Raw genomic sequence first — 22,917 nt, forward strand, 5'->3', positions numbered from 1 at the left:
TTGTCATCATATAAGGATATTATTATGGGTTACTTATTTATTTATCTTGCTGCGGTTGCTATCTTTTTGGGCGTTGATTTCGTTTGGTTAACGACGATGAAAAGTGCTTTCTATGAACAGCGTATTGGTCATTTGCTTGCTGATGAGCCTAATATGATGGCTGCTGGTGTGTTCTATCTATTCTATGTTCTAGCGCTGTGCATCCTCATCTTATATCCTCAGATTAAGGCTCAAGCTTCTATTGGCCATATTTTCTTATTAGGCGGCTTAATTGGACTGATGGCTTATGGTACATACGACTTTACTAACTTAGCTCTATATAAAGGCTTCACTCTCGATACGGCATTAGTAGACTTTGCTTGGGGTGGTATCTTAACGGGTACGGTCAGTGCAGTTGTGGCATGGTTGGCCTATCACTTCAATTGGTTAAACTAAAAAGTGTTTTTTAATAGTTATATAGTCCTTAGCGCAGGCTAAGCAGTGGTAGCAGCGCTTAAATAGTTGTATGATGGGAAATTCTTTACTACACTCTTAAATAAAATAAGCGTAGCTCAAGGAACTGAGTTACGCTTTTTCTATGCAGTGTGCGCTAACGTTAGTCCGGTTTTATAGCGGATAGTAAAATTAAAGCTTAGTGATAATAGCAGCACTGCTGGCAAGCAGTTTATGGTTAGCCTTATTCAATATTGCCAAAGTTGCAAAGCTGTCAAATTAATAACTGTTTAAATTGCTAAGTTTTCAATCAGCTGCAAGCTATTAATAAAGCCAAGCTAAACTGCGCCCATCTGAGCCTACCTAAACCTCCCTAAGGACTGCTATGCCACAATACAACACCTCATCTACTGCCAAAAAAGCGCCACTCAATCACGAACTCTACATGTCAGTATTAATGACCCCTGATATGGCTAACTTCATTGGTAATGTCCACGGGGGCGACTTGCTAAAGATGCTTGATCAGGTCGCTTATGCTTGTGCCAGCCGCTATAGCGGTAGTTATGTGGTTACCTTATCAGTCGATCAAGTTATGTTCCGTGAGCCTATCTATGTAGGTGAGTTAGTGACTTTTGCCGCTAGTGTCAATTATGTCGGTAGAACCTCAATGGAAGTAGGTATTCGGGTAGAGTCAGAAGATGTGCGAGCGCGTACTATTCGCCATACTAATAGCTGTTATTTCACTATGGTTGCTATCGATGATAACGGTAAGCCTACCCCTATACCGCCACTAGATATTAAGAATCCGATGCAAAAATGTCGTTTTGATGCGGCCTTAGATCGTAAACAGCTGCACATGCAAAATTCAAGTCGCCCTAGCTGTGATATCTCTAGTATGGTTGGTGAACTAGCTATCAGTCATGAAAATGGTAATTAGTCCAATAATAAGTCTAATACTAAAACCTATAGTCACTAATATCTTAAGAGAGTTAATAGCCTAGTAACAGCCAAGCGGTGTAAGCTTGTCTTATTCAGCTAAGCATTCACCGTTAACTACTTACACTAATAAGCATTCAGCAATAAATGCTTGCTGATAGACAGTGCTAGCTCGACCCCTTAAGTGGCATCATCAACTACGAGTCACTAAAAAGTTACTGATAAAATTTGCCACTTATTTTAGGCTAAAGCAACTATAAAGCTTAGTTCGTCTTATCACCATACTTTATTGAGTCTAGCATGAGTCTAAAACCATCAGTCGCTAACCCGCATTTGCATGCTAATAATACAGCACTAACCCATAGTGCTCGTGGCGTAGGCGGCCTTGATTCTAATAAAGAGTCGGATAACGTCGGCAGTGCTGACAATATGTCCAATGATGCGCCCAACGATGCGCCCAACGATGCGCACAGCAACAAGCAACGGCATTCAGGCTCAGTAATCACCGTATTGATCGCTATTGGTGCCAACTTATTGATCGCTATTGCCAAATCATTTGCCGCTTTTATAACGGGCTCTGCTTCTATGATTGCCGAAGCGGCACACTCATGGGCGGATACCGGTAATGGGGTGTTTTTACTTATTGCTGAAAAAAAGGCGGTAAAACCTGCCGATATTAGTCATCCCCTAGGCTATGGAAAAGAGTCTTATGTCTGGTCAATGATAGCGGCCTTTGGCGTATTTATGGCCGGCTCTATTGTCTCTATCTATACTGGTATTAGCGAATGGAATGCGGTCGAGACCGAGACCAATTACACTGTCGCTTTCGTGATTTTAGCAGTCGCCTTTGTACTCGAAGGGTTTTCATTGCTGCAAGCTTATCGACAGAGCAAAGAGCATGGGGCAGCGATAAACGTTAGCGCTATTGATTATGTGATCGATACTTCTAATCCTACTTTACGTGGGGTATTCTTCGAAGATTCAGCGGCAGTCATTGGTTTGCTGATTGCTGCAGCAGCGATGGGGATGCACGCTTATACTGGTAGCCCAATTTGGGATGCTTTAGGTTCTATTATCGTTGGTATATTATTAGGAGCAGTGGCGATATTTTTGATCAGTCGTAATCGGGATTTTTTGGTCGGTTACAAAGTATCAGATAGTATTCATCAGTATGTATTAGACAAGCTATTAGAGTCAGACGACGTTGAAAGCGTCTCTTATTTACATTTAGAATGGGTCGGGCCGAAGAAGATATTTATGGTTGCCGCGGTAAACTTTGTTGGTAATCAGCATGAAGATAGCATCGCTCATAAGTTTGAAACTATAGAAAACCAATTCCGAGCCAATCCTTTATTTCAAGAGGCGATCTTGACCTTATCGGTACCCAACGCTAAGCCTTTATGTACAAAAGAGGATAAACTGCTGGTGTAACGATAAAAATAATTCCTTATACTAATAGTCAGTTTATTGGCTTGAAAGCAGGCAAATAATTTTAGTTAAAACATCCAAGTGAGAGAGTGATATGAGCCATGGAACTCAGCAGCCACAAGACTTTAGTCTTGATTATTCGCCAGTAGTCGCTAGTCCTGTTACTACTTCATTTTCATCAGCAAAAACAGTATTTAGATCAGCGTCGCTACTGTCGATAGGGTTGGCTTTTGCCAGCACAGCAGTTATGACCCCAGCCTATGCTGAGTTGATTGTTTATGATCAGCCCAGTCAAAAGATCAATAGCGTAGGGCAAAACATTGGCTCTCAAGTTTATGCTCCCCAAGTTAGCGATAGGCAACTGCCCTCAGACACTTCTATTATTAAGCTAATGCAAGTGATGCATATTGATGAGCAAATAACCGGCATCATTAATGGTCAGCAAGCGGCTATTGATGTGATCAATAGCCAAACTACTAATGCCAAGCAATCAACAGCTGGTGATAAATTAAATAAACGTCAGCGTGAACTACAGACTAAGATTCAAGGAGTTTTAGGTCAATATACTAAGATTATGGGCGAGGGTATCGATCAGGCCACTGATTCTGAAACTATGACTCAAGCTTATATCACTGCTGCAAAAGCTCACTATAGCCAAACGGAAGTCGATGCGCAGATTAAGTTTTATGATACCCCAGTCGGCCAAAGTATCTTGGCCAAGCAACCACAAGTAACGGCTGCATTTTTGCAACAGTCGCTGTCGAATGAGATGGATATGAGTGCTACTAAAGAGCAGCTTAGTCAATTAATACCGCAAATGAAGCAGATTATTAAAGATATACTGTAGCAAGTGCTAACTAATTTGTGCTTAACTAAAAACAGCACTAAGCTAAGAATTAACAGCCAATAATAGTCAGATATAAAAGCAAGGAAATACTATGAAGTCCTTACTAAGAAATAGCGCAGTCGCTCTCTCATTGACAGTAAGTGCGATGACGGTGATGGCAGTACCAACGCTGTCTGCACAAGCTGCTGTCCCAACCGAAGCCTCTTTATTAAAGCTAATAAAAGTCACTAAAGTGGTCGAAATGATGGATGATATGACTAGCGAAAGCAGAGTGACTGAGCAAGTTATGCAGGGATTATTAGCAGCGATGCCCAAGGATGATTTGAATGAAAGTCAGCGCCAGCAGTTCGATAATATTGTGAATAAGTATAGCAAAGAGATAGCTAGTAGCTTTGACATGCAGAGCTTTAATCAACAAATTATGGGTTTTTATATTGACTCTGCTAAGCAGCATTTCAATCAACAAGAAGTCGATGCTCAAATTACTTTTTATAGTAGCGCTATAGGTCAGAGCATTATTAACAAACAGCCAGCTATTATGGAAGACTACTTAGCAAAAGTAACTAGCCAAGTTATGCCTACTATTATGAAGACTAGTATACAAAAAACTCAGGATATCATGCCGCGTATGGCTGCAGATATTAAAGCACTAACTGCTAAATAGTAAAGCCAGTAGGTTTTATGGCCAGTCATTATATAAAATACAAAAAAAGGTTATCAATTAAGATAACCTTTTTTATTGTCTACGCTTCATTCTAGGTCAGTTATTGATGAAATAAGCGCCCATTAAAATAAAGTTATTTTTTTGGAGCATTAGCACCGATGAACCAAGCGTCTTTATCTACTATACGACTAACTTCAGTCAATAAGTCAGCAGTATCTTCATCACCAGCATCACCCGCTGCATCAATACCTTCACGTAAAGTTTTAGCAACTTGCTTATAACGATTAGTCAGTTCACGTACATGCTGATCAACGTCAGTGATATCAGTAGGATAAGTCTCTAAAATAGAATCTTCAACCACACGTTTAGAGATACCATTGGCCTTACCGCCTAGAATAACAATACGCTCAGCGACAGTATCAAAGGCTTCAGTCAAACGGCTATAAGTATCATCTAGTAACTGATGCACACCAATAAAACCCTTACCTTGCAAATTCCAATGACATTGTTTGCTATCCATACTTAAGTCAATTAAGTTGGCTAAGTTAGCATTCAATAAGTTAATCATTTTTTCTGCAGTTGCGTCATCTATTCCACTTGCGTAACGTTCTCTCATTTTAAGCTCCACTATTTATTAGATTATTAGAATTTAAATTATTATAGGTTGTCGTGTTAACTCAACAAAGACGCTAAGATAATGCTCACTTTTTATAATTGCAGTAAGCAGCTCGTAATAGAATGCTTTGTTGTCATTGATTAATTCAGTACTGATAATAGCAGCTTGTATCGATGATTAAACCCCTAAGCGTTAGGAGTTAGTTAGTGGTCGTGTAATGACTTTGTTAACCGTGAAAAGCTTTGTAAATTTGACGGTCAACTTATAGATACTATGTAATCAAAGTAAGCCAATCAAGGTAATAAAATCAGCTAAGAACAGCTGGTTAATTAAAATACATAAGGCTTAATATATAACCACTAAACTTATAAATAATTTTAGCTATCAATGAGGGTATTAATCCTGCGGTCTAATGCCTTTATCAGCGAACTTATCAAACAATTGCTGTTGGGTTAGGTTTTCGGTGTCGTTAGCGAACTCGTAGTAGGATGGTTTTTGATCGACAAATATTTGACTGGCAAAATCGAAGTTCGGATGATCTTGGAATAAGCCTAAAGATAATACATAGCCTTCAGCGCCTAGCTGATGATAATACAAGTTAGTACCACATTTATTACAAAAGGCGCGCTCTGCCCAAGCTGAGGATTGATAAACGGTCATCGACTCTTGACCGGTAAAAGTGACTTCTGAATTACTATGTATAGCCATCAGGGGGCCGCTACCCCAACGTCGGCACATACTACAATGACAAGCTTCAAAAGTATTGATGTCTTCTAACTCTACAGTGATGCTACCGCACAAACAATGGCCTTTCATAATGTATTCCTTGGTGGTTATTAAATAACAATGCCCTCTAAAATATAGCTTACTTTTTAAGCGCTTCTTTTATAATATAGCACCTATACAATGGCAGCACGGCCTAGTTATTGTTTAATATTAGTGACGTTGATCTTAATATCAATAGCGCTTGAAAGTTAGCATTAACCGCCCTTACTAGTCACTATTAACAAGCTTTAAACAGTACGGTATTTATATGCTTATAATCCTCATAAACACTATAAACTACCTTTAAAAATAATGCCTTAGCCCCCACATTGTTATAAACCTATTGACGAAGAAAGCCCTTATGCGTATGCCCGAACCGCGTTCATCGCGTCAGTTAAATCAATTAGCCACTCAGTTGCAAGGCGAAGCTGAAATTGTTGGTGTTAATGCGTCAGGAACGCAAATATCGAGTCGTGCCTTTGAGATGGTTACCGACTTTGAGCCAGCAGGAGATCAGCCACAAGCGATTGAAAAGCTGGTAAAAGGTATTAATAGTGGCATGAAAGAGCAGCTATTACTGGGAGTAACTGGCTCTGGTAAAACCTTTACGATGGCAAAGGTCATCTCTGAGTGCCAACGTCCCACTATCATTATGGCGCATAACAAGACGTTAGCGGCGCAGTTATATGGTGAATTTAAGGCGTTCTTTCCTAATAATGCTGTCGAGTATTTCGTCAGCTATTACGATTACTATCAGCCGGAAGCTTATGTGGCGGCTAGTGATACTTTTATCGAAAAAGACAGTGCCATCAACGATCATATCGATCAGATGCGTCTATCGGCGACGCGCGCCCTGCTAGAGCGCCGTGATGCGATCATTGTAGCTTCGGTATCTTGTATTTATGGTCTTGGTGATCCAGAAAGTTATCTAAAAATGCTACTGCATATCGTAGTTGGCGATATGATTGATCGTACAGCGATGATTAAGCGTCTGGTTGAGATGCAGTACACTCGTAATGAGCTGGACTTTGGCCGCGGTACTTATCGTTTGCGCGGAGAGATATTAGATATCTATCCAGCAGAGTCTGAACAATTGGCCGTGCGAGTGCATTTATTCGATAATGAAGTGGAAAAAATATCTTGGTTCGATCCGCTCACTGGTAAGACGGTGCGTAGCGTGCCCCGCATTACCATCTATCCTAAATCGCATTATGTGACGCCACGCAATAAGCTGGAGGCTGCCAGTCATACTATTCGTGCTGAGCTTGAGCCACGTTTGGAGTATTTCCGTCAGAACAATAAGCTAATCGAAGCGCAACGTCTCAAAGAGCGTACCCAATACGATCTAGAGATGATTCAGCAGCTTGGCTACTGTAACGGTATCGAAAACTACTCACAGCATCTATCGGGTCGTCCACCCGGAGAGGCACCGCCGACGTTGTTCGATTATATTCCAGACGATGCTTTATTGTTCCTCGATGAGTCGCATGTGACTGTATCGCAAGTAGGGGCGATGTATAAAGGCGATAGATCACGTAAAGAGAACTTGGTCAATTATGGTTTCCGTCTGCCGAGTGCGATGGACAATCGGCCGATGAAGTTTGAAGAGTGGGAGCGTATCAAGCCGACGACTATCTTTGTCAGTGCCACACCTGCTGTTTATGAGCTTGAGCATAGCGAGCAAATCGTCGAGCAGTTAGTGCGCCCAACGGGTCTGATTGATCCTGAGATTGAGATCCGTCCGGTATTGACGCAAGTCGATGATGTGTTATCAGAAATTACTAAACGCAGTGCAAAAGATGAACGGGTCCTGATTACCACTTTGACTAAGCGTATGTCAGAGGATTTGACCAGCTATCTAAAAGAATATGATATCAAAGTCGCCTATCTACATTCAGATATTGATACGGTTGAACGGACGCAGATTATCCACGAGTTGCGTACTGGTGTGCATGATGTGCTGGTCGGTATCAACTTGCTTCGTGAGGGTTTAGATATGCCCGAAGTGTCGTTAGTAGCGATATTTGATGCCGATAAAGAGGGCTTTTTGCGCTCTGAGCGCGCCTTAATTCAGACTATTGGTCGGGCAGCTCGTCATCTCAATGGCAAAGCTATTCTCTATGCAGATCGTATCACTAATAGTATGCAGCGGGCGATTGAGGAGACTGATCGTCGCCGTGAAAAGCAAGTTGCCTTCAACCTTGAGCATAATATTACCCCGAGAGGCGCACGTCGTAACGTGACAGATAAGATTGATACTGGCGATGATCATGATGCCAATGATAACCAAGCCATTCCGGTCAAAAGTAATCTGCCTGATGTCGATATCAGTATCTTACGCAGCCCTGATTTGCTAGCAAAAGAGATTAATCGCCTTGAGAAGCTGATGAAGCAATTCTCCCGTGATCTTAAGTTTGAGGATGCGGCGAAGACTCGTGATAAAGTGCTTGAGCTTAAAGCGCATTTAATACAGTAGCATTAGAGTTTAGAAAAGTAGGGCGGGTTGCGAAAGTGACCCGCTTTTTTGTGCTATCTTTATTTATTTGGCAGCTGTATTTCGTTATTTTAAAAGAGTAAAAACAGTGAATATAAATATCAGTTATTTCTTAGAAGAACAGGGTTGGAATTATTGTTGGCTATATGCCAATCGTGATTGGTATAAGATTGTGATAACTCACTCTTTTAACGATCCTATTATAGAATGTATTGATGCTTTAATTGAGCTAATGAGAGGTGATAAAACAAGTAGTTTTAATTGGCATGGCGAGCCTAGAGGGGTAAGACTAATAATAGATGAAATATCGACACAGCAAAATTACATTTGGCTAAAGGTAGTAGAGTTCAACGAGGATTATCTGTTTCATACTAAAGAGCTAATTACACAAAACAAAGAAGCTGTTATGGAGTTTCAAATCGCTAAAATTCAATTAGTCCGAATGTTTTACTATGACTTCAAAAAAATATCTGAGCTTATGAAAGATAAATATTTTGCACTGAATAGGAAACATGAGTTTGCTTTCAAACATTTTTTGGAATTTGAGACTATTGCTTTAGAATATATGAATTGATGTGGTAAGTTATAACAGCTTGTTTCGGTGCGCGCGGCACACCCTACGACTAGCCTAAAGCGTCAGCCTACGATAAGGTTAGCCTTATATCAGCAATGCTCCTAATCAAATTAAATCCCATAACCTACCAAAAACTAAGACGGATTATTCATCGTGCATACTAATCATTTACTAGAGTTAAACTCTAATGAGAACTCACTAGGCATGTCAGCTTCTGCCAGACAAGCTATCATCGACTCTTTAGATATCGGCTTTCGTTATCCAGACGATCAGCGTGCTAAATTAATTAGTAAAATCGCTGAGATAAATGGCGTAGCAGAAGACCAAGTGTCTTTGGGTAATGGCTCAATCGAAAACGTTGGCACTGTAGTACATATGCTGCAAGATAAAGCCTTAAATACAGCTCAGCAGTTACAAGTTGTGGTGCCTGATCCAACTTTTGACTGTGCACAGCGCTATGCAGAATCTATAGGAGTAGCCGTAGTAAAAGTGCAGCTGACTGCTGATGATTACCAATTAGATTTTCACAATCTACAACAAGCTGCCGAAGAATTTGAAGGTATTAGTCTATTTTATCTTTGCAATCCTAATAATCCAACCGCCACTATCACTGCAACAGCAGAGTTAAAAGCTTGGGTGAAGAATGCCCCTGATAATCACTATTTTTTATTAGATGAAGCTTACTCAGAATATATTACTGACCCAAGTTTTGAGAGCGCTATCGAGTGGGTTAAGCAAGGGCTATCCGACAATATTATCGTAGTCCGTACCTTCTCAAAACTATGTGCACTAGCAGGTATGCGTATAGGCTACGCTATTGCCAATGTACAAACTACGGCCGCCATCAGCTCATTTGTGTCGTTGGACAATACTAATTTAGCCGGTGCGGTCGCAGTGTTAGCAACGTTAGAGGACCAAGCTTTCTTACAGCTAAGTTTGCAGGTTACCAATCAATCGCGTCAAATTATTGAGACTGAGCTAGAGAAGCTAGGTCTGCGTTATTTGCCTTCACAAGCCAATTTTATTTTCCATGAAATTAAAGGCGATGTAAAAACCTATATAGATAGAATGAGAGAAAACGGTATCTTAGTGGGGCGAGAGTTTTTGCCTATTACTGGCTACAGCCGCCTGACACTTGGCACTCCTGATGAGATGCAAGTATTCGTCAAAGTATTACAATCTTTTCGGCAAAAGGGCTGGGTTTAATTATTACTTTAGAAATTGGCTGTCTTAAAAGACTGACTGGTTAAAAAAGGCCAAGAGAACTTAACAAAGGTGAGTTGCATATTTGTAGCTCGCCTTTTTTATAGCCTAGTAAGTAATTGAAAAATATGAGTTTTTACTTTCTAGGATTAATAACTAATTTTTAGGTAATACAACACTTGTATTCATACCAAATGCTGCTTAATATGATATCAAATAATATTGTTAAGCTCATAAACCAATAACAAATTAGGCGGATCATATATTGTGCATACGAATAATCCCATAGAGCTAAATGCTAATGAAAACTCACTAGGCATGGCAGATTCTGCTAAACGAGCCGTTACAGATTCTTTAGGTTCAGGTTTTCGGTATCCAGATAATCCAAGCGCTGCTCTCATTAGCAAAATTGCTACTCTCCATGGCGTGGCAGAGAATCAGATCTCACTAGGGAATGGCTCCACTGAAAATATTCGAGCTATCTTACAAATGCTGCAACATAGAGCGTTGGAAGAGGGCAGAAAGTTTCAAATGGTGATTCCTGTGCCAACGTTTGATTGCGCAGAAATGTATGCAGACTCTATTGGCGCACCTGTAGTCAAAATACCATTAACGGCCGAAAATTATGATTTAGACCTGCAAAGACTGCAAAAAGCTGCCAACGATTTTGACGGGATTAGTTTGCTTTATCTTTGCAACCCTAATAATCCAACAGGGACAATTACATCAACGGCAAAGCTGAAAGATTGGGTAAGTAATGCACCAGATAACCACTACTTTCTATTGGACCAAGCTTACTTAGAATACGTGACAGACCCAAGTTTTGAGAGTGGGATTGAGTGGGTAAAACAACAGTTGTCAGATAACCTTATTGTCATTCATACTTTCTCAAAGCTATATGCTTTAGCCGGTATGCGAGTCGGCTATGCGATTTCCAACCCGCAAGCTATTGAAGATGTTGAAGCCTTCATGTCGATGGATAACACCAACTTGTCAGGTGCGATTGCCGCTATTGCAACGTTAAATGATGCAGAGTTTTTAGCGCTAAGTTTGCGCACTACCAATCAATCGCGCCAGATGATTGAAAGCGCACTGGATGAGCTTGGACTTCGCTACTTACCTTCACAGGCCAACTTTATCTTTCATGAAATAAAAGGGGATTTGAAAACCTATATCGATAGAATGCGAGAAAATGGTATCAAGGTTGGTCGCGAGTTTCCTCCTGTTAAAGGTTTTAATCGCTTGACGCTTGGCATACCTGAGGAGATGGAAGTATTTATCGAAGTGCTAAAGTCATTTCGTAAAAAAGGCTGGGTTTGATTGGAAGTTTTCTGCTATTAGCAAAGGACAAATAATTTCTATCAACATTAGCCTACAGGCCATATTTTACTAAGCATAAACGTAGTTTTACATATTAGCTGTTAAAAAATAATAGACTTTCAAATACTATATAACAGACTCTCTCATGACGTAAATGAGTGCTAATTAAAACTGATTTAAAGTATCAGACCTTATTTAACCTATTAAATTTTGAACTATAAGGATATAACTATAATGGACGTTGCCTCGTTATTTAAAAAAGGTATAGAGAAACAATTACTTGATGTCGATGACTATATTTTTAAGCCTGAACGTATAGACATGGTTATTGATCAAGGTGATCTAAGCTGTGTGCTCAATAGTGATGGCAGTGTTAATATCTTTTACACTAAAGATGGAATTACTGATGTAAGAGCAGCCGCTCGTAAGCATCCTTTTACCGCTTTCGATACTGAATTGCATCATGGTATTTATGACGATGTTATCGAAGATTTGGTCGATGGTGTCAATGATATTCTTAAAAGTCATTCTAAGTATTTTCGTATGAGTAAAATATTGCCAATGGCGGCTGCCTTAGGTAGCCAAGCTGTTATCACAGAAGCAGATAAGTATTAGATTATCGGCTTAAGATAGCTTTTTTATAGTTAGTAAAGCCATAGTTTTAATCATAAAAAAGGCTGCGTTATAATTAACGCAGCCTTTTTTATCGACCATTTTTCAATAACTGGCAATTATTAATTATCAATTAGCAGTTTACTTAGTGAAGTTCGCGTAACAACTTTGTAGCGATTTGGCGACAACTTTAGTCACTAATTGACCTCGGTAATTGGCATCTATAGCAGCATTACCTAATTCAATGAGAGTCACTTGCTGCGGTGCTTGTTCGCTTACACAGCCACAAACCTTGCTCTGTACGGCTTCTTTTTGACTTTCCGTCATAGCCACACTAGCAATGCGCCAAGCTGGCTGTTGTTGAATTTGGCTACGGCATTGGTTATCGATAGCCGCTTTGAAGACGTTCATGCCGATTTCGTTTGCAGTACCGATAGCTGTGCCTGCATTATTGTTGGCTCCAGTGGTCGCGCAGCCAGCTAAAGCAACAGTAGCCAGCACTACAGTTGAGGCTAAGAGTTTTTTCATTGGTTTATCCTTTAAGGGGGTTGAGTAAGTAGTAGCTTTTAAAGATTTTGCATATTGCCCAATCTAATTCACTGACAATAATGTGCGATTATAATACCTTTTTATAGCTTATAGGGGTTCACTTATATCAGCCTAATCACAAACCGTTAATAAGCAAGCAATCGATATAGTCACAGCAAAGCGCCTGTTTTGACAGTGATAAGTTTCGCTATAGCTCTCTACAGTAGAGTCCGTTATTTTGTTTATATCGCTTTTAGCGAAAACTAAAGCCATACTATACTAATCATAATCCGCTATTAGTATTGGAGGCAAGTATGCAACGACATAATCTTCTGTTATTAGCTGTATTAATGGCGACTAGCTTGAGTGCTACTGCTGAGGTAAAAATCCCAAAATCTATTATCATCGATTTGATCGAGAGTCGCTGTGATAACCCTGATCCTAATCCTCGCAAGACAGCAGCATTAGAATACGACTGCTCAGAGAAGTATGAAGATGATGATGGCGAGCAGCAGAGCATGAATTATAGTTTACGCTTACATCCTTTACTAGCTATGGATTTTAATCAAGATAGTATAGAAGACTTAGCTATTGAGGTTGAGTCTATGGGACCACTAGGCGGCAGTGTATTTAGTAACAGTACGGTAGAATATCTACTTTTGGATAGTAAAAAACAAATCGTTGGCAGCCACGAGATATTGCTTTATGCGCCCTTTAGTGAGCACATCGTAACTTACAAAGTGCTAGGCAAGCAGATTAAGTATAGCGCTGTGCCCAATTTTCGCTCGCATCCTGAAGCTTATGAGGATGGTGAGCTGATAGATCCGGCTCTTAAGTTCACTGTCAATTGGCAGGGCGATAACCCTATAAGTAGTTATTATCGAGATCATTGCCGACTAGCTAATAGTAAAGATAAGGGCTTATTAGACCTCAGCTTAGGTGGCGCCAGTCATGTTGATATCGATATGCATGAGTATACCCAAGTGGTTACGGAAACGGTTCAAGTAAAAGGCTTGGATATTGAAGCCACTTTATCTGGCTGTGATTTATCTAGCGTGACATACGTCATCACTGCGCAACAGGGACACTCATTGCCAGTATTATCAGAAGTTTTAAAAATATTAGTACCTGTAGCGCATAATAGTAAGCCGCTAAAAACTCTACAAAAGCTAGAGCAAAGATCAGAACTTAAATTCGCTGAAAAAGTGCCTTTATACAAAGGCTGGCAAGGTTATGTGTTTGTTGATAGAAAGGATAAGATAGCAAATATACGTATTATTATTGAACAAATTGAGTAGCGTAACGATTTAAAAAGCTAGGGCTAAAATGAGTTGCTCTAGCCATTACTGCTTTTGTCCTACTTGCAACTGTTAAAGCAAATAAAAAGCCAGCTAAGATAAATAATCTTAGCTGGCTTTATACTTCTAAATCGTAAAGAGCTTTTAAATAAGCTGCTAAAAGTTAGACATTTTTACTATGTTGCTTAGTTTGAATATCTTTTGCCAATTCATAGCACTGATTAATATGATCGACAGCGATTTTTTTGAAAATCATATAGCCCATAGTAGCAGCGACCAATTGCCCACCAAGTGGGATAAATTTAGTGACTTGCTTAGCGGCGATACGACCACCAAAGCCTTGCACTGTCTTTTTGACAATGCCACGAGTAGCCATTAAGCCTGCGAAATCAACCGTACGATTTTTAAGCTCATTCCAATGTATTTCACGTGACTCTAAGTCGACAGCGCCCTGACGGTTTTCGAGCAAGCCAAAACGTTCACTAATATCAGGTAGCAGTTGAGTTAACATCCCGGCATCGACGGCCACATCAAAGAAAGGTACAGGAACAACCGCTACACCAGCAGAGTATCTAGCACGTTTTTTGACTAAGGCGATACATTGCTTTCTAACTTGTTCAAGATCTAAATTGGGATCAATAGTGTTTGGTAGCTTTTCAACAGCTGGGGTAGTTTTCATATAATTATCCTTAAGGTCATTCAATAATTTTGAGTTAGTAGCTTTTAGTTCAGTATATTAAGTTTAGTGATTTTTGATTTAATAAGCATAGTTGAAACAAGCCGTAATAGAAGATCAAAGCTCGTATCATCACTATTAAAGTTAGTTATCATTTTAGGGATTTATGCGCGCTATACAATCATAGCTTTGTATCAAAATAATAAGAAACAGCTTATCTTTATACGGTTTTTGTAAATAATACTGGCTAAAGCCACTAAGCTGTACAGGGTTGTCAGTGTCGAAAATAGTAAACTCTAATTACAAGTACTATCGTCAACAGTCTAGCAATCATCGCTAAACGAATTGCCTATAAATTCACATTGTGACCTAAGATCAAAGCCAGTAGAATAGCCCTATGCTAAATTTAACTCCCCGATATACTGGCACTCGCATCGATGAGCTGCCCACTGCGCTACAACCACTAGCCGCCCAATCTTTCACTCTAGCTCGCCTCTATGCCGGTCGTGGTATCGTGCAGCCTGATGAGCTCGAAACGGGCTTAGCAGGTCTGTTGCCAGCCGAAATGCTCCATGGCGTCACTGAAGCGGTGCGCCTGCTAGATGTGGCGATTGACCAAGAGCAACGTATTTTGATCGTTGGCGACTTTGACTGTGATGGGGCGACTAGTACCGCGCTGATGATGCGAGCGCTGACTAAGATGGGCGCAAACGTTAATTTCTTAGTGCCAGATCGCTTTAAGTACGGTTATGGTCTCACCCCTGAAATCGTCGAATTAGGTATTGAAACTTATCAGCCGCAAATGATCGTCACTGTCGATAATGGCATCTCTAGCCATGAGGGTGTAGCACGTGCCCAAGCTGAAGGTATTATCGTTATTATTACTGACCATCATTTGACTACTAAGCAAGTGCCACCAGCAGAAGCGGTAGTCAATCCCAATCAGATAGACTGTGATTTTAGTAGTAAAGCTTTAGTCGGAGTCGGGGTCGCTTTCTATGTGCTCGGTCGTCTGGCGAAATTGCGCCGCGAGGCAGGTAAGTCAACCGTACAAGTGAGTCAATATTTAGACTTAGTGGCCTTAGGAACTATTGCCGATGTGGGGGTTTTGGATAAAAACAACCGCATCTTAGTTCATCATGGACTGAATGCTATCCGTCAAGGGCGGTGCTGTATAGGTATCTTAGCATTGCTCGAGCAGGCTGGTCGTGATCCTAAGCAGTTGCATGCGCAAGACTTTGGTTTTGTACTAGGCCCACGTATTAACGCCGCTGGGCGTATGGATAATATGCGTATCGGTATTGAGTGCTTATTGACTGATGATTGGGGCAGCGCCCAACGTTTAGCCCATGAGTTAGAGCAGCTTAATCGTAATCGCCGGCAAGTTGAAGGCGAGATGCGTAATCAAGCTGATAGCATTGTCGAGCAGCTAGCTGGCAGCAATGAGTCTGACAATAATGCTGTTGATGGCAGTAATAAAGTCGATGACAGTAACGACTTAATCTTAGTGGATAAAACTACCAGTCAGTCAGTGGCTGCTAATGATCAGCTTAATAGTCAGCGCAGTATTGTGCTTTATCAAGATAACTGGCATCAAGGAGTTATCGGTATTGTCGCTGGACGCTTAAAAGAAAGCCATTATCGGCCTAGTATAGTATTTGCCCCTGCTGACACTCAAAACACTGGTGGTGATGATGCTATCAAAGGCTCGGCACGTTCGATCGCTGGCGTGCATATTCGCGATGCTATTGAGCAAGTTGCTGAGAAAAACCCTGCGTTGATCAGCCATTTTGGTGGCCATGCTATGGCGGCAGGTTTGACCTTGAAACGTAGTAATTTTGACAGCTTCGTTGAGGCCTTTAATGAAGTAATGGCGCATCTAGACGATGAAGTGTTCGCTGAGCAAAAATTCACTGATGGAGCGTTACAAGCTCATGACTTTAGCTTATATTTTGCGGATAACTTAGCTGATGCTAGCATTTGGGGACATGGTTTTGCGCCGCCAATATTTGATGGGGTATTTGAAGTACTAAGCTTTAAGATACTCAAGGATAAGCACCTAAAGCTGTCGCTATGTTATCCCGATGTACAGTATCCTATCGATGCTATTTATTTTAATTATGATAGTGCCGCTTGGGACTACCGAGCTGAGCAAGTGCACATCTTATTTGAGCTGGATATCAACGAGTGGAATGGTAAACAGAGCTTGCAGTTAATGGTTAAGGATTTAGCGGTTATTAGCGCTTAGCTTTACTAAAGTGCATGCAGCACTTACCAATAGATACTACCGATAAATAAATTGTTTGTATATCAGAGAATCGGTGTTAATCAGTCATAAAATAAGGGCGCTTTGATTATTCAAGCGCCCTTATTTTTTATCAAGATTTATGTATTTGTTTTATGGCAATATAAGGTTAGATATTAGGCCTTTTTATCAGTCCAATATCTGGAAAGTGCCAATCATAGTGCACAGCCAGCATACGAATAACAAAGATAGTAATCATAGTACAAGATTCGGTAATCCAAGGAGTAACGCCCATACCATCCATCACAAAATAGAGAATACCACCAATGATCGCTGCGGTAACGTAAATCTCACGCTGCAATACTAAAGGAATCTCATTACACAGCATATCGCGAATGACTGTACCAAACAAAATATTCAATACCCCAAGCAAGATACAGATGGGAATATTGGCGCCCATTTCTTGCACTACTTGAATACCAATCAAAGTAAAAATCGCTAGTGCTAAGCCATCGAACAGCTTTAATAGACCATCTACATGGCGTGCTTTTGGATTAAAAAACATCTGAAAACCGACGGAAGTGACGGTAATAATAACCAGATAGTTCATGTTGACCATCCAAAACAATGGATAGCGATCCAAGATGATATCACGTGCAGTAGGGCCGCTAATAGCAGCAATCATCGCCACTAAAATACAGCCAAAAACATCGAATTTTTTATATTTAGCTAGGATAGTTCCTGAGACACTACAAGCAAAAATACCAAACATCTCTAACCAAAACATAAACGAGGTTGGCTCGAAGCGGGTGACAAATTCTGGGGTAAGAGTAGAACGATTATCGGTTAAAAGGGCTGTAGGTGCGGTTACAGCAATAGCAGGAGCCAATAGCATATCGAAAGATTTGCCAAATATTGCCATACAGTAAGTGTTGAGCACAGCATAAAGGTTGACACTAATAATACTGATCATAAGGACTCATATAAAGAATTCACGCAAGCCAACAGAATGAAGGTCAGTTGACCAAGCGAATAGAGGGAAGATGCCAATCGAAGCGCAGTGCTAACATTCGCACCGCAAAGATGACGCCAAGCATAATAAATTCATTGAAGCTTGAATTAAAGCCCCAGTATTCCAGTAGCAAGTAAGTCACTGAACCGGCGATACTAGCAGAGATATAGATTTCACGCTGAAGGAGCAGGGGTATTTCATTGCAGATAATATCGCGTAGTAAGCCACCAATAATAGCTGTCCAAACTCCCATCATTACTGCAATCATCGGTGATAAGTCTTGATCTAAAGCCACCTTAAAACCAATGACGCTAAAAGCGGCCAGCCCAATCGCATCGAACAGTTTGAGGGCATTATCAATTTTGGGATAAAGATGAAAGAATATTTGCAATATTAGTGAAGTAGCAGTGATTACTAGTACGTAATTGAGATCGGTCATCCAAAACAAGGGGTGTCGATCTAATGCCATGTCACGTAAAGTGCCACCACCAATAGCATTAACCATAGCTACTAAAATGCAGCCAGCAATATCAAAACCTTTGTGTTGCGCTAGTAAAGTCCCAGCGATAGCACAAGCGACTATCCCAATCATATCTAATAAATACAGCAGAATATCAGGAAAAATCAAATTATTGGTCACAACGGTTTGTCCTGTAGCTGTATTATAAATAATAGTTTTTATAAACAGCGCTATTAGCCATCCTTAGCAAACAGTACTAATCCTAACATAATTAATCCAATACCCATTAGGCCCATTGCTGATGGTAAAGCATTATTTAACAATAATATGCCACCAATTAAGGCAAATATTACTTCACTAGCTTGAGTGGAGTCAACGCCAGCAACCTCGCTGGAAGTCTCAGCGCGCTCACGGGCATATAAGAAGATACTCGTCGCCCCAACGCCTGCGAGTAAAGCTACTAGCAAGGTATTAAAAAGCTGTGATGAGCTGGGCGCCTCAGGATGCACTATGATGCCTAAAATTAGCCAAAATGGCAAACTACCAAGGGTCATGAGCCACACTTTATTAAAAGCGTTTTGTAGCAGCTCAGTTTCAATAGCTGGAATACGGCTAATTAGCTTCTGTAGCGCAGATTGTGCTGCTTGAGTAACAGGTAATGGATTGCTATTAGCGCTATTGCGAGGCGTGTAGCTTTGGTTGACTGAGCTGATATTACTGTTTTGATCGCTGGAGCTTTCTTGTGACTTACGTCGCTCAGCATTTTGCATGCGGGTATTATAAGATACTTGCCAAACTAACTGATTGCCGATGGGATAACAGAAAGCGGCCAATAATGCCGGCAATGCGCCATAAAGAAGCATTTCTAGCATCGGCGTAGAAGCAACCTCAGAGGCAGTTAAGCCTTCGCTAACGTTAACTAGCAATACCCCAATAAATACTAGTAAGGCATAAAAAATAAACTTCTTATCAAAGCGCTGACCAAAAGCTATTAGTACTAGTAAGCTCGTGACCACCGTAAACATAAAGGTCGCCGCCACCACCCAGCCAGCAACGTGATCCCCAGCGTAGCAAATACCGGTATAGAAGACTCCAAAGCCGATACTGCCAGTAATACACCAAAAGCGCCAATGCGCACAAAAAATAGCCGTCAGCTCTTTGATGCGGCCAAAGCCATGTTGCATGCTGATAATAACCGTGAGCAACAACCACATAAACAAATAACGTAGGCTGGCTGACCAAAACCAATGGCCACCAGCGCTGCTCATAAATTCGTTTAAGATAAAGGTTGAGCTAAATAGCGCTCCTGCTAATAAGCCTAATAATATTAACTTAATCATCCCCGCATCCTTGCACTTTTTAGCTTTGACAATCATGATATAAACCTATAAATAATCAGCTATTTATAGGTTTATATTAATATTGACGGTATATTTTATTTGCCTTTGGCATCAGCCCAGATGATCTTGTGCAACTGCAATTGGAAGCGAACCGGCAGCGCATCAGCCAGTATCCATTCAGCCAATTGGCGAGCCAATACTGGCACCTCAGGACTACTGTCATTTTCCTCAACAGTGAACATCGGCGAAAACCATAATGTACCGACCAGCTTGTCTAGCTGGTGCTCAACTAGTTTGGCTTTAGCCCAGTCGTAATCAGTGCGATTCATGATCACGAACTTTAACTGATCGTGCTGGGTTAGATAAGCCAAATTTGACCATAAGTTTTTATCGACTTCCCCTGAGCTTGGGGTTTTAAGATCCATAACTTTGCTTACTGCTGGCGGTACCTTTTGTACCGATAACGCCCCTGCAGTTTCAAGCGATATCTCACAACCATCGGCAAGCAAACGTTTAATTAGCTCAATGGCATTCGGCTGGGCTAAAGGCTCGCCACCAGTAATACAAATACGCTGACAAGGGAAGCTTTTGATAGTCGCTACGATAGTCTCTAGAGACTGACGCTCGCCGCCACTAAAGGCGTATTCAGTATCGCAATAGACGCAGCGTAGGGGACAACCAGTCAAGCGTACGAATATCGTCGGCAAGCCTGAAGTTAGCGCTTCCCCTTGTAAAGAATAAAAAATCTCAGTAATACGTAACCCCGCTTCAGGGTCAGTGACAGGAATAGCGGATGTGCGTAGCGATAGCTCAGTCATAACAATTTCAAATAAGGTAAGGTGTCGATCATCTACCTCGACAGAAAGATTAAAAATTAACATTTTTTTCGTAACAGAAAACAATAAAAATACCGCAATAGGAGCGGTATTAGATAAGGTTTTTTTATTAAACCAAATTATAACGTAAGCGGCTGCATTAAGCTGTAAAAATCTTGGCGTAATTGCATTAGCGCTTTAGCTAGTAGCAGCATATTTATAAGACGGCTAACTTACTATAAGCCGTTATAGGCTAAGGTTTTTAGCTCAGTATTTTGGTTGCTGTATTTTGGTTGCTGTATTTTGGTTGCTGTATTTTGGTTGCTGTATTTTGATTGCCGTATTTTGATTGCCGTATTTTGATTGCCGTATTTAGTTGCTGTATTTAGTTGCTGTATTTCAATAGCGCACAGCGTAGGGTCTGCTGTAATAGCTGTCTTTTATCCGCTGTAAGCGTTTAATTTAGCGATAAAAAAGGTGCTTAGAATATCTAAGCACCTTTGAGTAAGCTGTCACTGACTAAGCTTTGCTGGCAATTAATCTAAGCGCAATAGCTCATTAACGGCAGTCTTAGCCCGAGTTTGCGCATCAACTTTTTTCACGATAATAGCGGCATATAAGCTATGAGTACCATCTTCAGAAGGTAAAGAGCCAGGTACTACCACTGAACCGGCTGGTACGCGACCACGATGAATCTCACCAGTTTCACGATCATAGATACGAGTTGATTGACCGATGTAGACTCCCATAGAGATTACTGCACCTTCTTCAACGATAACGCCTTCAACGATCTCAGAGCGGGCGCCGATAAAGCAGTTGTCTTCAATGATAGTAGGGTTAGCTTGCAATGGCTCTAATACACCACCGATACCTACGCCACCAGAGAGATGGACGTTTTTACCGATTTGAGCACATGAACCAACAGTAGCCCAAGTATCGACCATTGCGCCTTGATCGACATAAGCGCCGATATTGACGTAAGAAGGCATCAAGATGGCACCCGGTGCGATATATGATCCTTTACGAGCGACAGCTGGTGGTACTACACGTACGCCAGCTTCTTTAAACTGTGCTTCAGTCCAATCAGCAAATTTAGTCGGTACTTTGTCATAAAACTGTACATGCTCACCAGCAGCCATGACGTAGTTGTCATTGAGGCGGAATGATAAAAGCACCGCTTTTTTCGCCCACTGATTAACTACCCATTCGCCATCTTTCTTTTCAGCGACACGTAAAGTACCGTTATCAAGTTGCTCAAGCACTTGTTCGATAGCCTCTCGGATATCTTGCGGCATATTAGTTGGATTGTAATTATTGCGGTTTTCAAAAGCTTGTTCAATCGTTTGCTGTAATGACATAAAAATTCCTAAAAAGATTAAAGATAAAATAATAGAGGGTTTTGCTCGTAGTTGTCATTAGCATCCAGCTAGCCTTTCAATTATAGCGAGCCTGACTAACTAGCATCAATTAACACTAAGTTAGTTTAAATAGATATGCTAAAGACAGCGGCTTTTATTGTCGCTAATTTATGCCCCTTTAGCAAATGCCTGGCTAAGCTAAATAGATAAATCATCTATCCAGTTCAGAATATAATCATATACCAAGTTACTGTCTTGCTCATGTAAAGGCTCGTGACGCATATTGGGATAGAGTTTGGTGCTTATGTTAGCGAAGCCTTGTTTCTGTAATCTATTGTCGATAGCACGAATACCACGACCCATATTGCCGATAGGATCATCTTTACCGCTGATAAACAGCATAGGGAAGTCTTTAGCAATCGTTCCAGCCCAGCCTTTATCCAGTCCTGCCTGCATAAGTGCAAATAGGGTATAAAAGCCATTATTGGTAAATACAAAACCTGCTAATGGGTCGGCTTCGTAGGCGGCGATATTAGCCTTACTTTCGCTCAGCCAAGCAAATTCAGAAGAGGAAGAATCAGTAGCAAGCTTGCTATTTAGCAGCTTATTCATCAAATCAGAAAATATGCTATTGGGCTTTTTAGCCGCCGCTTTTGCCAAGATCTTATTGATAGGTAGCAAAACCTTTATTAATGGATTGGCATCGGCAGTACCCATTAGAATAGCCCCTGCAAAGTTATGAGTATGATGCTTGAGCACCGTACGCACGATAAATGATCCCATCGAATGACCCATGATGAAGTGGGGCACATCAGGATAGCGAGACTTTATGCTGTCCGCCATAATAATGACATCTTTCAATAACGACTGCATAGGATGCTCGCTACCAAAAAACCCTAACTCGTCAGGCGACTTAATAGTCTGACCATGACCGAGCTGATCATAAGTTACTACTGCAATACCGTTATCCGCCAAGAACTGCGCAAAGCTGGCATAACGACCACTATGCTCCGCCATACCGTGAACAATTAATAACGTGGCTTTAACGGCTTTGACGCTATCAGGCTCACTATCAGAGACGGTTGGTTCAAAAAAATTATGGTGCAGATAATGGCTATTGTCAGAGGAAGTGATTTGCTCGTAGGTACTCATAGGCCTCTCTTTAAAGGGATAGGTTAAGCAGTTGACAGTTTAAAGGGTTCAAAATTAAAAAGGTAAAAAAGTTGGTAATTATGAAGACAGAAAAAAGTAAAACAGTCGAATAACTAAAAAATCCGACTGCTAATACTAGCCA

At 40.9% G+C, this 22,917-nt stretch carries 22 protein-coding genes; 12 read left to right on the forward strand and 10 right to left on the reverse strand.

All coding sequences use genetic code 11. From position 1 onward, the window contains the following. Positions 1 to 24 precede the first annotated feature (24 nt). From KPY62_RS12660 to KPY62_RS12680, 5 genes are all read left to right on the forward strand, one after another. Positions 25 to 435 carry a DUF2177 family protein gene (locus KPY62_RS12660; RefSeq protein WP_216582761.1) on the forward strand — a complete coding sequence of 137 codons (411 nt, stop codon included), beginning with the start codon at positions 25 to 27 and terminating at the stop codon, positions 433 to 435. A 382-nt stretch (positions 436 to 817) separates the two neighbouring features. Continuing rightward, positions 818 to 1,369 (forward strand): acyl-CoA thioesterase, encoded by a 552-nt coding sequence (locus tag KPY62_RS12665; protein ID WP_216582763.1) that lies wholly within the window; start codon positions 818 to 820, stop codon positions 1,367 to 1,369. A 299-nt stretch (positions 1,370 to 1,668) separates the two neighbouring features. Next, a complete protein-coding gene (locus KPY62_RS12670) occupies positions 1,669 to 2,799 on the forward strand; it encodes a cation diffusion facilitator family transporter (protein ID WP_216582765.1) in 1,131 nt (376 codons plus the stop codon). Positions 2,800 to 2,890: 91 nt separating this feature from the next. Next, a complete protein-coding gene (locus KPY62_RS12675) occupies positions 2,891 to 3,643 on the forward strand; it encodes a DUF2059 domain-containing protein (protein WP_216582767.1) in 753 nt (250 codons plus the stop codon). 91 nt (positions 3,644 to 3,734) lie between these two features. Then, positions 3,735 to 4,307, forward strand: a complete 573-nt coding sequence (locus KPY62_RS12680) for a DUF2059 domain-containing protein (RefSeq protein WP_216582769.1) — start codon at positions 3,735 to 3,737, stop codon at positions 4,305 to 4,307. Positions 4,308 to 4,440: 133 nt separating this feature from the next. Here KPY62_RS12680 and dps read toward each other — a convergent pair whose 3' ends face one another. Together dps and KPY62_RS12690 are read right to left on the reverse strand one after the other, a co-directional pair. Beyond that, positions 4,441 to 4,923 (reverse strand): DNA starvation/stationary phase protection protein Dps, encoded by a 483-nt coding sequence (dps, locus tag KPY62_RS12685; RefSeq protein ID WP_216582771.1) that lies wholly within the window; start codon positions 4,921 to 4,923, stop codon positions 4,441 to 4,443. Between the two features lie 396 nt (positions 4,924 to 5,319). After that, positions 5,320 to 5,739 (reverse strand): GFA family protein, encoded by a 420-nt coding sequence (locus KPY62_RS12690; protein WP_216582773.1) that lies wholly within the window; start codon positions 5,737 to 5,739, stop codon positions 5,320 to 5,322. A 310-nt stretch (positions 5,740 to 6,049) separates the two neighbouring features. Between KPY62_RS12690 and uvrB the strand changes: the two genes are divergently transcribed. From uvrB to KPY62_RS12715, 5 genes are all read left to right on the forward strand, one after another. Further along, positions 6,050 to 8,164 carry an excinuclease ABC subunit UvrB gene (gene uvrB, locus KPY62_RS12695; RefSeq protein WP_216582775.1) on the forward strand — a complete coding sequence of 705 codons (2,115 nt, stop codon included), beginning with the start codon at positions 6,050 to 6,052 and terminating at the stop codon, positions 8,162 to 8,164. A 106-nt stretch (positions 8,165 to 8,270) separates the two neighbouring features. Further along, the gene (locus KPY62_RS12700; RefSeq protein ID WP_216582777.1) at positions 8,271 to 8,756 is read left to right on the forward strand and encodes a hypothetical protein; all 486 of its coding nucleotides are present in this window, start codon (positions 8,271 to 8,273) and stop codon (positions 8,754 to 8,756) included. Between the two features lie 153 nt (positions 8,757 to 8,909). Further along, on the forward strand, positions 8,910 to 9,962 hold the full coding sequence (locus KPY62_RS12705; RefSeq protein ID WP_324033925.1) for a histidinol-phosphate transaminase: 1,053 nt from the start codon (positions 8,910 to 8,912) through the stop codon (positions 9,960 to 9,962). 264 nt (positions 9,963 to 10,226) lie between these two features. Further along, a complete protein-coding gene (locus KPY62_RS12710) occupies positions 10,227 to 11,279 on the forward strand; it encodes a histidinol-phosphate transaminase (protein ID WP_324033926.1) in 1,053 nt (350 codons plus the stop codon). A 234-nt stretch (positions 11,280 to 11,513) separates the two neighbouring features. Then, entirely contained in the window at positions 11,514 to 11,894 is a 381-nt protein-coding gene (locus KPY62_RS12715) for a hypothetical protein (RefSeq protein WP_228730693.1), read from the forward strand. Positions 11,895 to 12,032: 138 nt separating this feature from the next. On the opposite strand, the gene KPY62_RS12720 is transcribed toward KPY62_RS12715, so the two are convergent. Next, on the reverse strand, positions 12,033 to 12,419 hold the full coding sequence (locus tag KPY62_RS12720; protein WP_216582781.1) for a hypothetical protein: 387 nt from the start codon (positions 12,417 to 12,419) through the stop codon (positions 12,033 to 12,035). A gap of 314 nt (positions 12,420 to 12,733) precedes the next feature. Between KPY62_RS12720 and KPY62_RS12725 the strand changes: the two genes are divergently transcribed. Then, positions 12,734 to 13,717: a hypothetical protein gene (locus KPY62_RS12725; protein ID WP_216582783.1), complete on the forward strand. Its 984-nt coding sequence runs from the start codon at positions 12,734 to 12,736 to the stop codon at positions 13,715 to 13,717. Positions 13,718 to 13,880: 163 nt separating this feature from the next. Here the strand turns inward: KPY62_RS12725 and KPY62_RS12730 are convergent, their stop codons facing one another. Beyond that, the gene (locus tag KPY62_RS12730) at positions 13,881 to 14,396 is read right to left on the reverse strand and encodes a hypothetical protein (protein WP_201622448.1); all 516 of its coding nucleotides are present in this window, start codon (positions 14,394 to 14,396) and stop codon (positions 13,881 to 13,883) included. Between the two features lie 394 nt (positions 14,397 to 14,790). Here KPY62_RS12730 and recJ point away from each other — a divergent pair, with 394 nt between their 5' ends. Continuing rightward, positions 14,791 to 16,641 carry a single-stranded-DNA-specific exonuclease RecJ gene (gene recJ / locus KPY62_RS12735; RefSeq protein ID WP_216582785.1) on the forward strand — a complete coding sequence of 617 codons (1,851 nt, stop codon included), beginning with the start codon at positions 14,791 to 14,793 and terminating at the stop codon, positions 16,639 to 16,641. A 166-nt stretch (positions 16,642 to 16,807) separates the two neighbouring features. On the opposite strand, the gene KPY62_RS12740 is transcribed toward recJ, so the two are convergent. From KPY62_RS12740 to KPY62_RS12765, 6 genes are all read right to left on the reverse strand, one after another. Next, entirely contained in the window at positions 16,808 to 17,611 is an 804-nt protein-coding gene (locus KPY62_RS12740; RefSeq protein WP_228730694.1) for a trimeric intracellular cation channel family protein, read from the reverse strand. 43 nt (positions 17,612 to 17,654) lie between these two features. Further along, positions 17,655 to 18,242, reverse strand: coding sequence for a trimeric intracellular cation channel family protein (locus KPY62_RS12745; RefSeq protein WP_201622522.1), 588 nt, complete (start codon positions 18,240 to 18,242; stop codon positions 17,655 to 17,657). Between the two features lie 101 nt (positions 18,243 to 18,343). Continuing rightward, positions 18,344 to 19,450, reverse strand: coding sequence for a multidrug resistance efflux transporter family protein (locus KPY62_RS12750; RefSeq protein ID WP_216582787.1), 1,107 nt, complete (start codon positions 19,448 to 19,450; stop codon positions 18,344 to 18,346). A gap of 95 nt (positions 19,451 to 19,545) precedes the next feature. Further along, on the reverse strand, positions 19,546 to 20,268 hold the full coding sequence (gene queE, locus KPY62_RS12755) for a 7-carboxy-7-deazaguanine synthase QueE (RefSeq protein WP_216583399.1): 723 nt from the start codon (positions 20,266 to 20,268) through the stop codon (positions 19,546 to 19,548). Positions 20,269 to 20,801: 533 nt separating this feature from the next. Next, positions 20,802 to 21,623: a 2,3,4,5-tetrahydropyridine-2,6-dicarboxylate N-succinyltransferase gene (gene dapD / locus KPY62_RS12760; RefSeq protein ID WP_216582788.1), complete on the reverse strand. Its 822-nt coding sequence runs from the start codon at positions 21,621 to 21,623 to the stop codon at positions 20,802 to 20,804. A 198-nt stretch (positions 21,624 to 21,821) separates the two neighbouring features. Continuing rightward, positions 21,822 to 22,775, reverse strand: coding sequence for an alpha/beta fold hydrolase (locus KPY62_RS12765; RefSeq protein ID WP_216582790.1), 954 nt, complete (start codon positions 22,773 to 22,775; stop codon positions 21,822 to 21,824). Between the last annotated feature and the right edge of the window lie 142 nt (positions 22,776 to 22,917).

The organism is Psychrobacter sp. TAE2020, assembly GCF_018919485.1.
Taxonomy (GTDB): Bacteria; Pseudomonadota; Gammaproteobacteria; order Pseudomonadales; family Moraxellaceae; genus Psychrobacter.

Coding starts and splice junctions, on each gene's coding strand:
- KPY62_RS12660 (WP_216582761.1), top strand. CDS start 25: ATGGGTTACTTATTTATTTATCTTGCTGCGGTTGCTATCTTTTTGGGC.
- KPY62_RS12665 (WP_216582763.1), top strand. CDS start 818: ATGCCACAATACAACACCTCATCTACTGCCAAAAAAGCGCCACTCAAT.
- KPY62_RS12670 (WP_216582765.1), top strand. CDS start 1,669: ATGAGTCTAAAACCATCAGTCGCTAACCCGCATTTGCATGCTAATAAT.
- KPY62_RS12675 (WP_216582767.1), top strand. CDS start 2,891: ATGAGCCATGGAACTCAGCAGCCACAAGACTTTAGTCTTGATTATTCG.
- KPY62_RS12680 (WP_216582769.1), top strand. CDS start 3,735: ATGAAGTCCTTACTAAGAAATAGCGCAGTCGCTCTCTCATTGACAGTA.
- dps (WP_216582771.1), bottom strand. CDS start 4,923: ATGAGAGAACGTTACGCAAGTGGAATAGATGACGCAACTGCAGAAAAA.
- KPY62_RS12690 (WP_216582773.1), bottom strand. CDS start 5,739: ATGAAAGGCCATTGTTTGTGCGGTAGCATCACTGTAGAGTTAGAAGAC.
- uvrB (WP_216582775.1), top strand. CDS start 6,050: ATGCGTATGCCCGAACCGCGTTCATCGCGTCAGTTAAATCAATTAGCC.
- KPY62_RS12715 (WP_228730693.1), top strand. CDS start 11,514: ATGGACGTTGCCTCGTTATTTAAAAAAGGTATAGAGAAACAATTACTT.
- KPY62_RS12720 (WP_216582781.1), bottom strand. CDS start 12,419: ATGAAAAAACTCTTAGCCTCAACTGTAGTGCTGGCTACTGTTGCTTTA.
- KPY62_RS12725 (WP_216582783.1), top strand. CDS start 12,734: ATGCAACGACATAATCTTCTGTTATTAGCTGTATTAATGGCGACTAGC.
- KPY62_RS12730 (WP_201622448.1), bottom strand. CDS start 14,396: ATGAAAACTACCCCAGCTGTTGAAAAGCTACCAAACACTATTGATCCC.
- recJ (WP_216582785.1), top strand. CDS start 14,791: ATGCTAAATTTAACTCCCCGATATACTGGCACTCGCATCGATGAGCTG.
- KPY62_RS12740 (WP_228730694.1), bottom strand. CDS start 17,611: ATGATCAGTATTATTAGTGTCAACCTTTATGCTGTGCTCAACACTTAC.
- KPY62_RS12745 (WP_201622522.1), bottom strand. CDS start 18,242: ATGATTGGGATAGTCGCTTGTGCTATCGCTGGGACTTTACTAGCGCAA.
- KPY62_RS12750 (WP_216582787.1), bottom strand. CDS start 19,450: ATGATTAAGTTAATATTATTAGGCTTATTAGCAGGAGCGCTATTTAGC.
- queE (WP_216583399.1), bottom strand. CDS start 20,268: ATGACTGAGCTATCGCTACGCACATCCGCTATTCCTGTCACTGACCCT.
- dapD (WP_216582788.1), bottom strand. CDS start 21,623: ATGTCATTACAGCAAACGATTGAACAAGCTTTTGAAAACCGCAATAAT.
- KPY62_RS12765 (WP_216582790.1), bottom strand. CDS start 22,775: ATGAGTACCTACGAGCAAATCACTTCCTCTGACAATAGCCATTATCTG.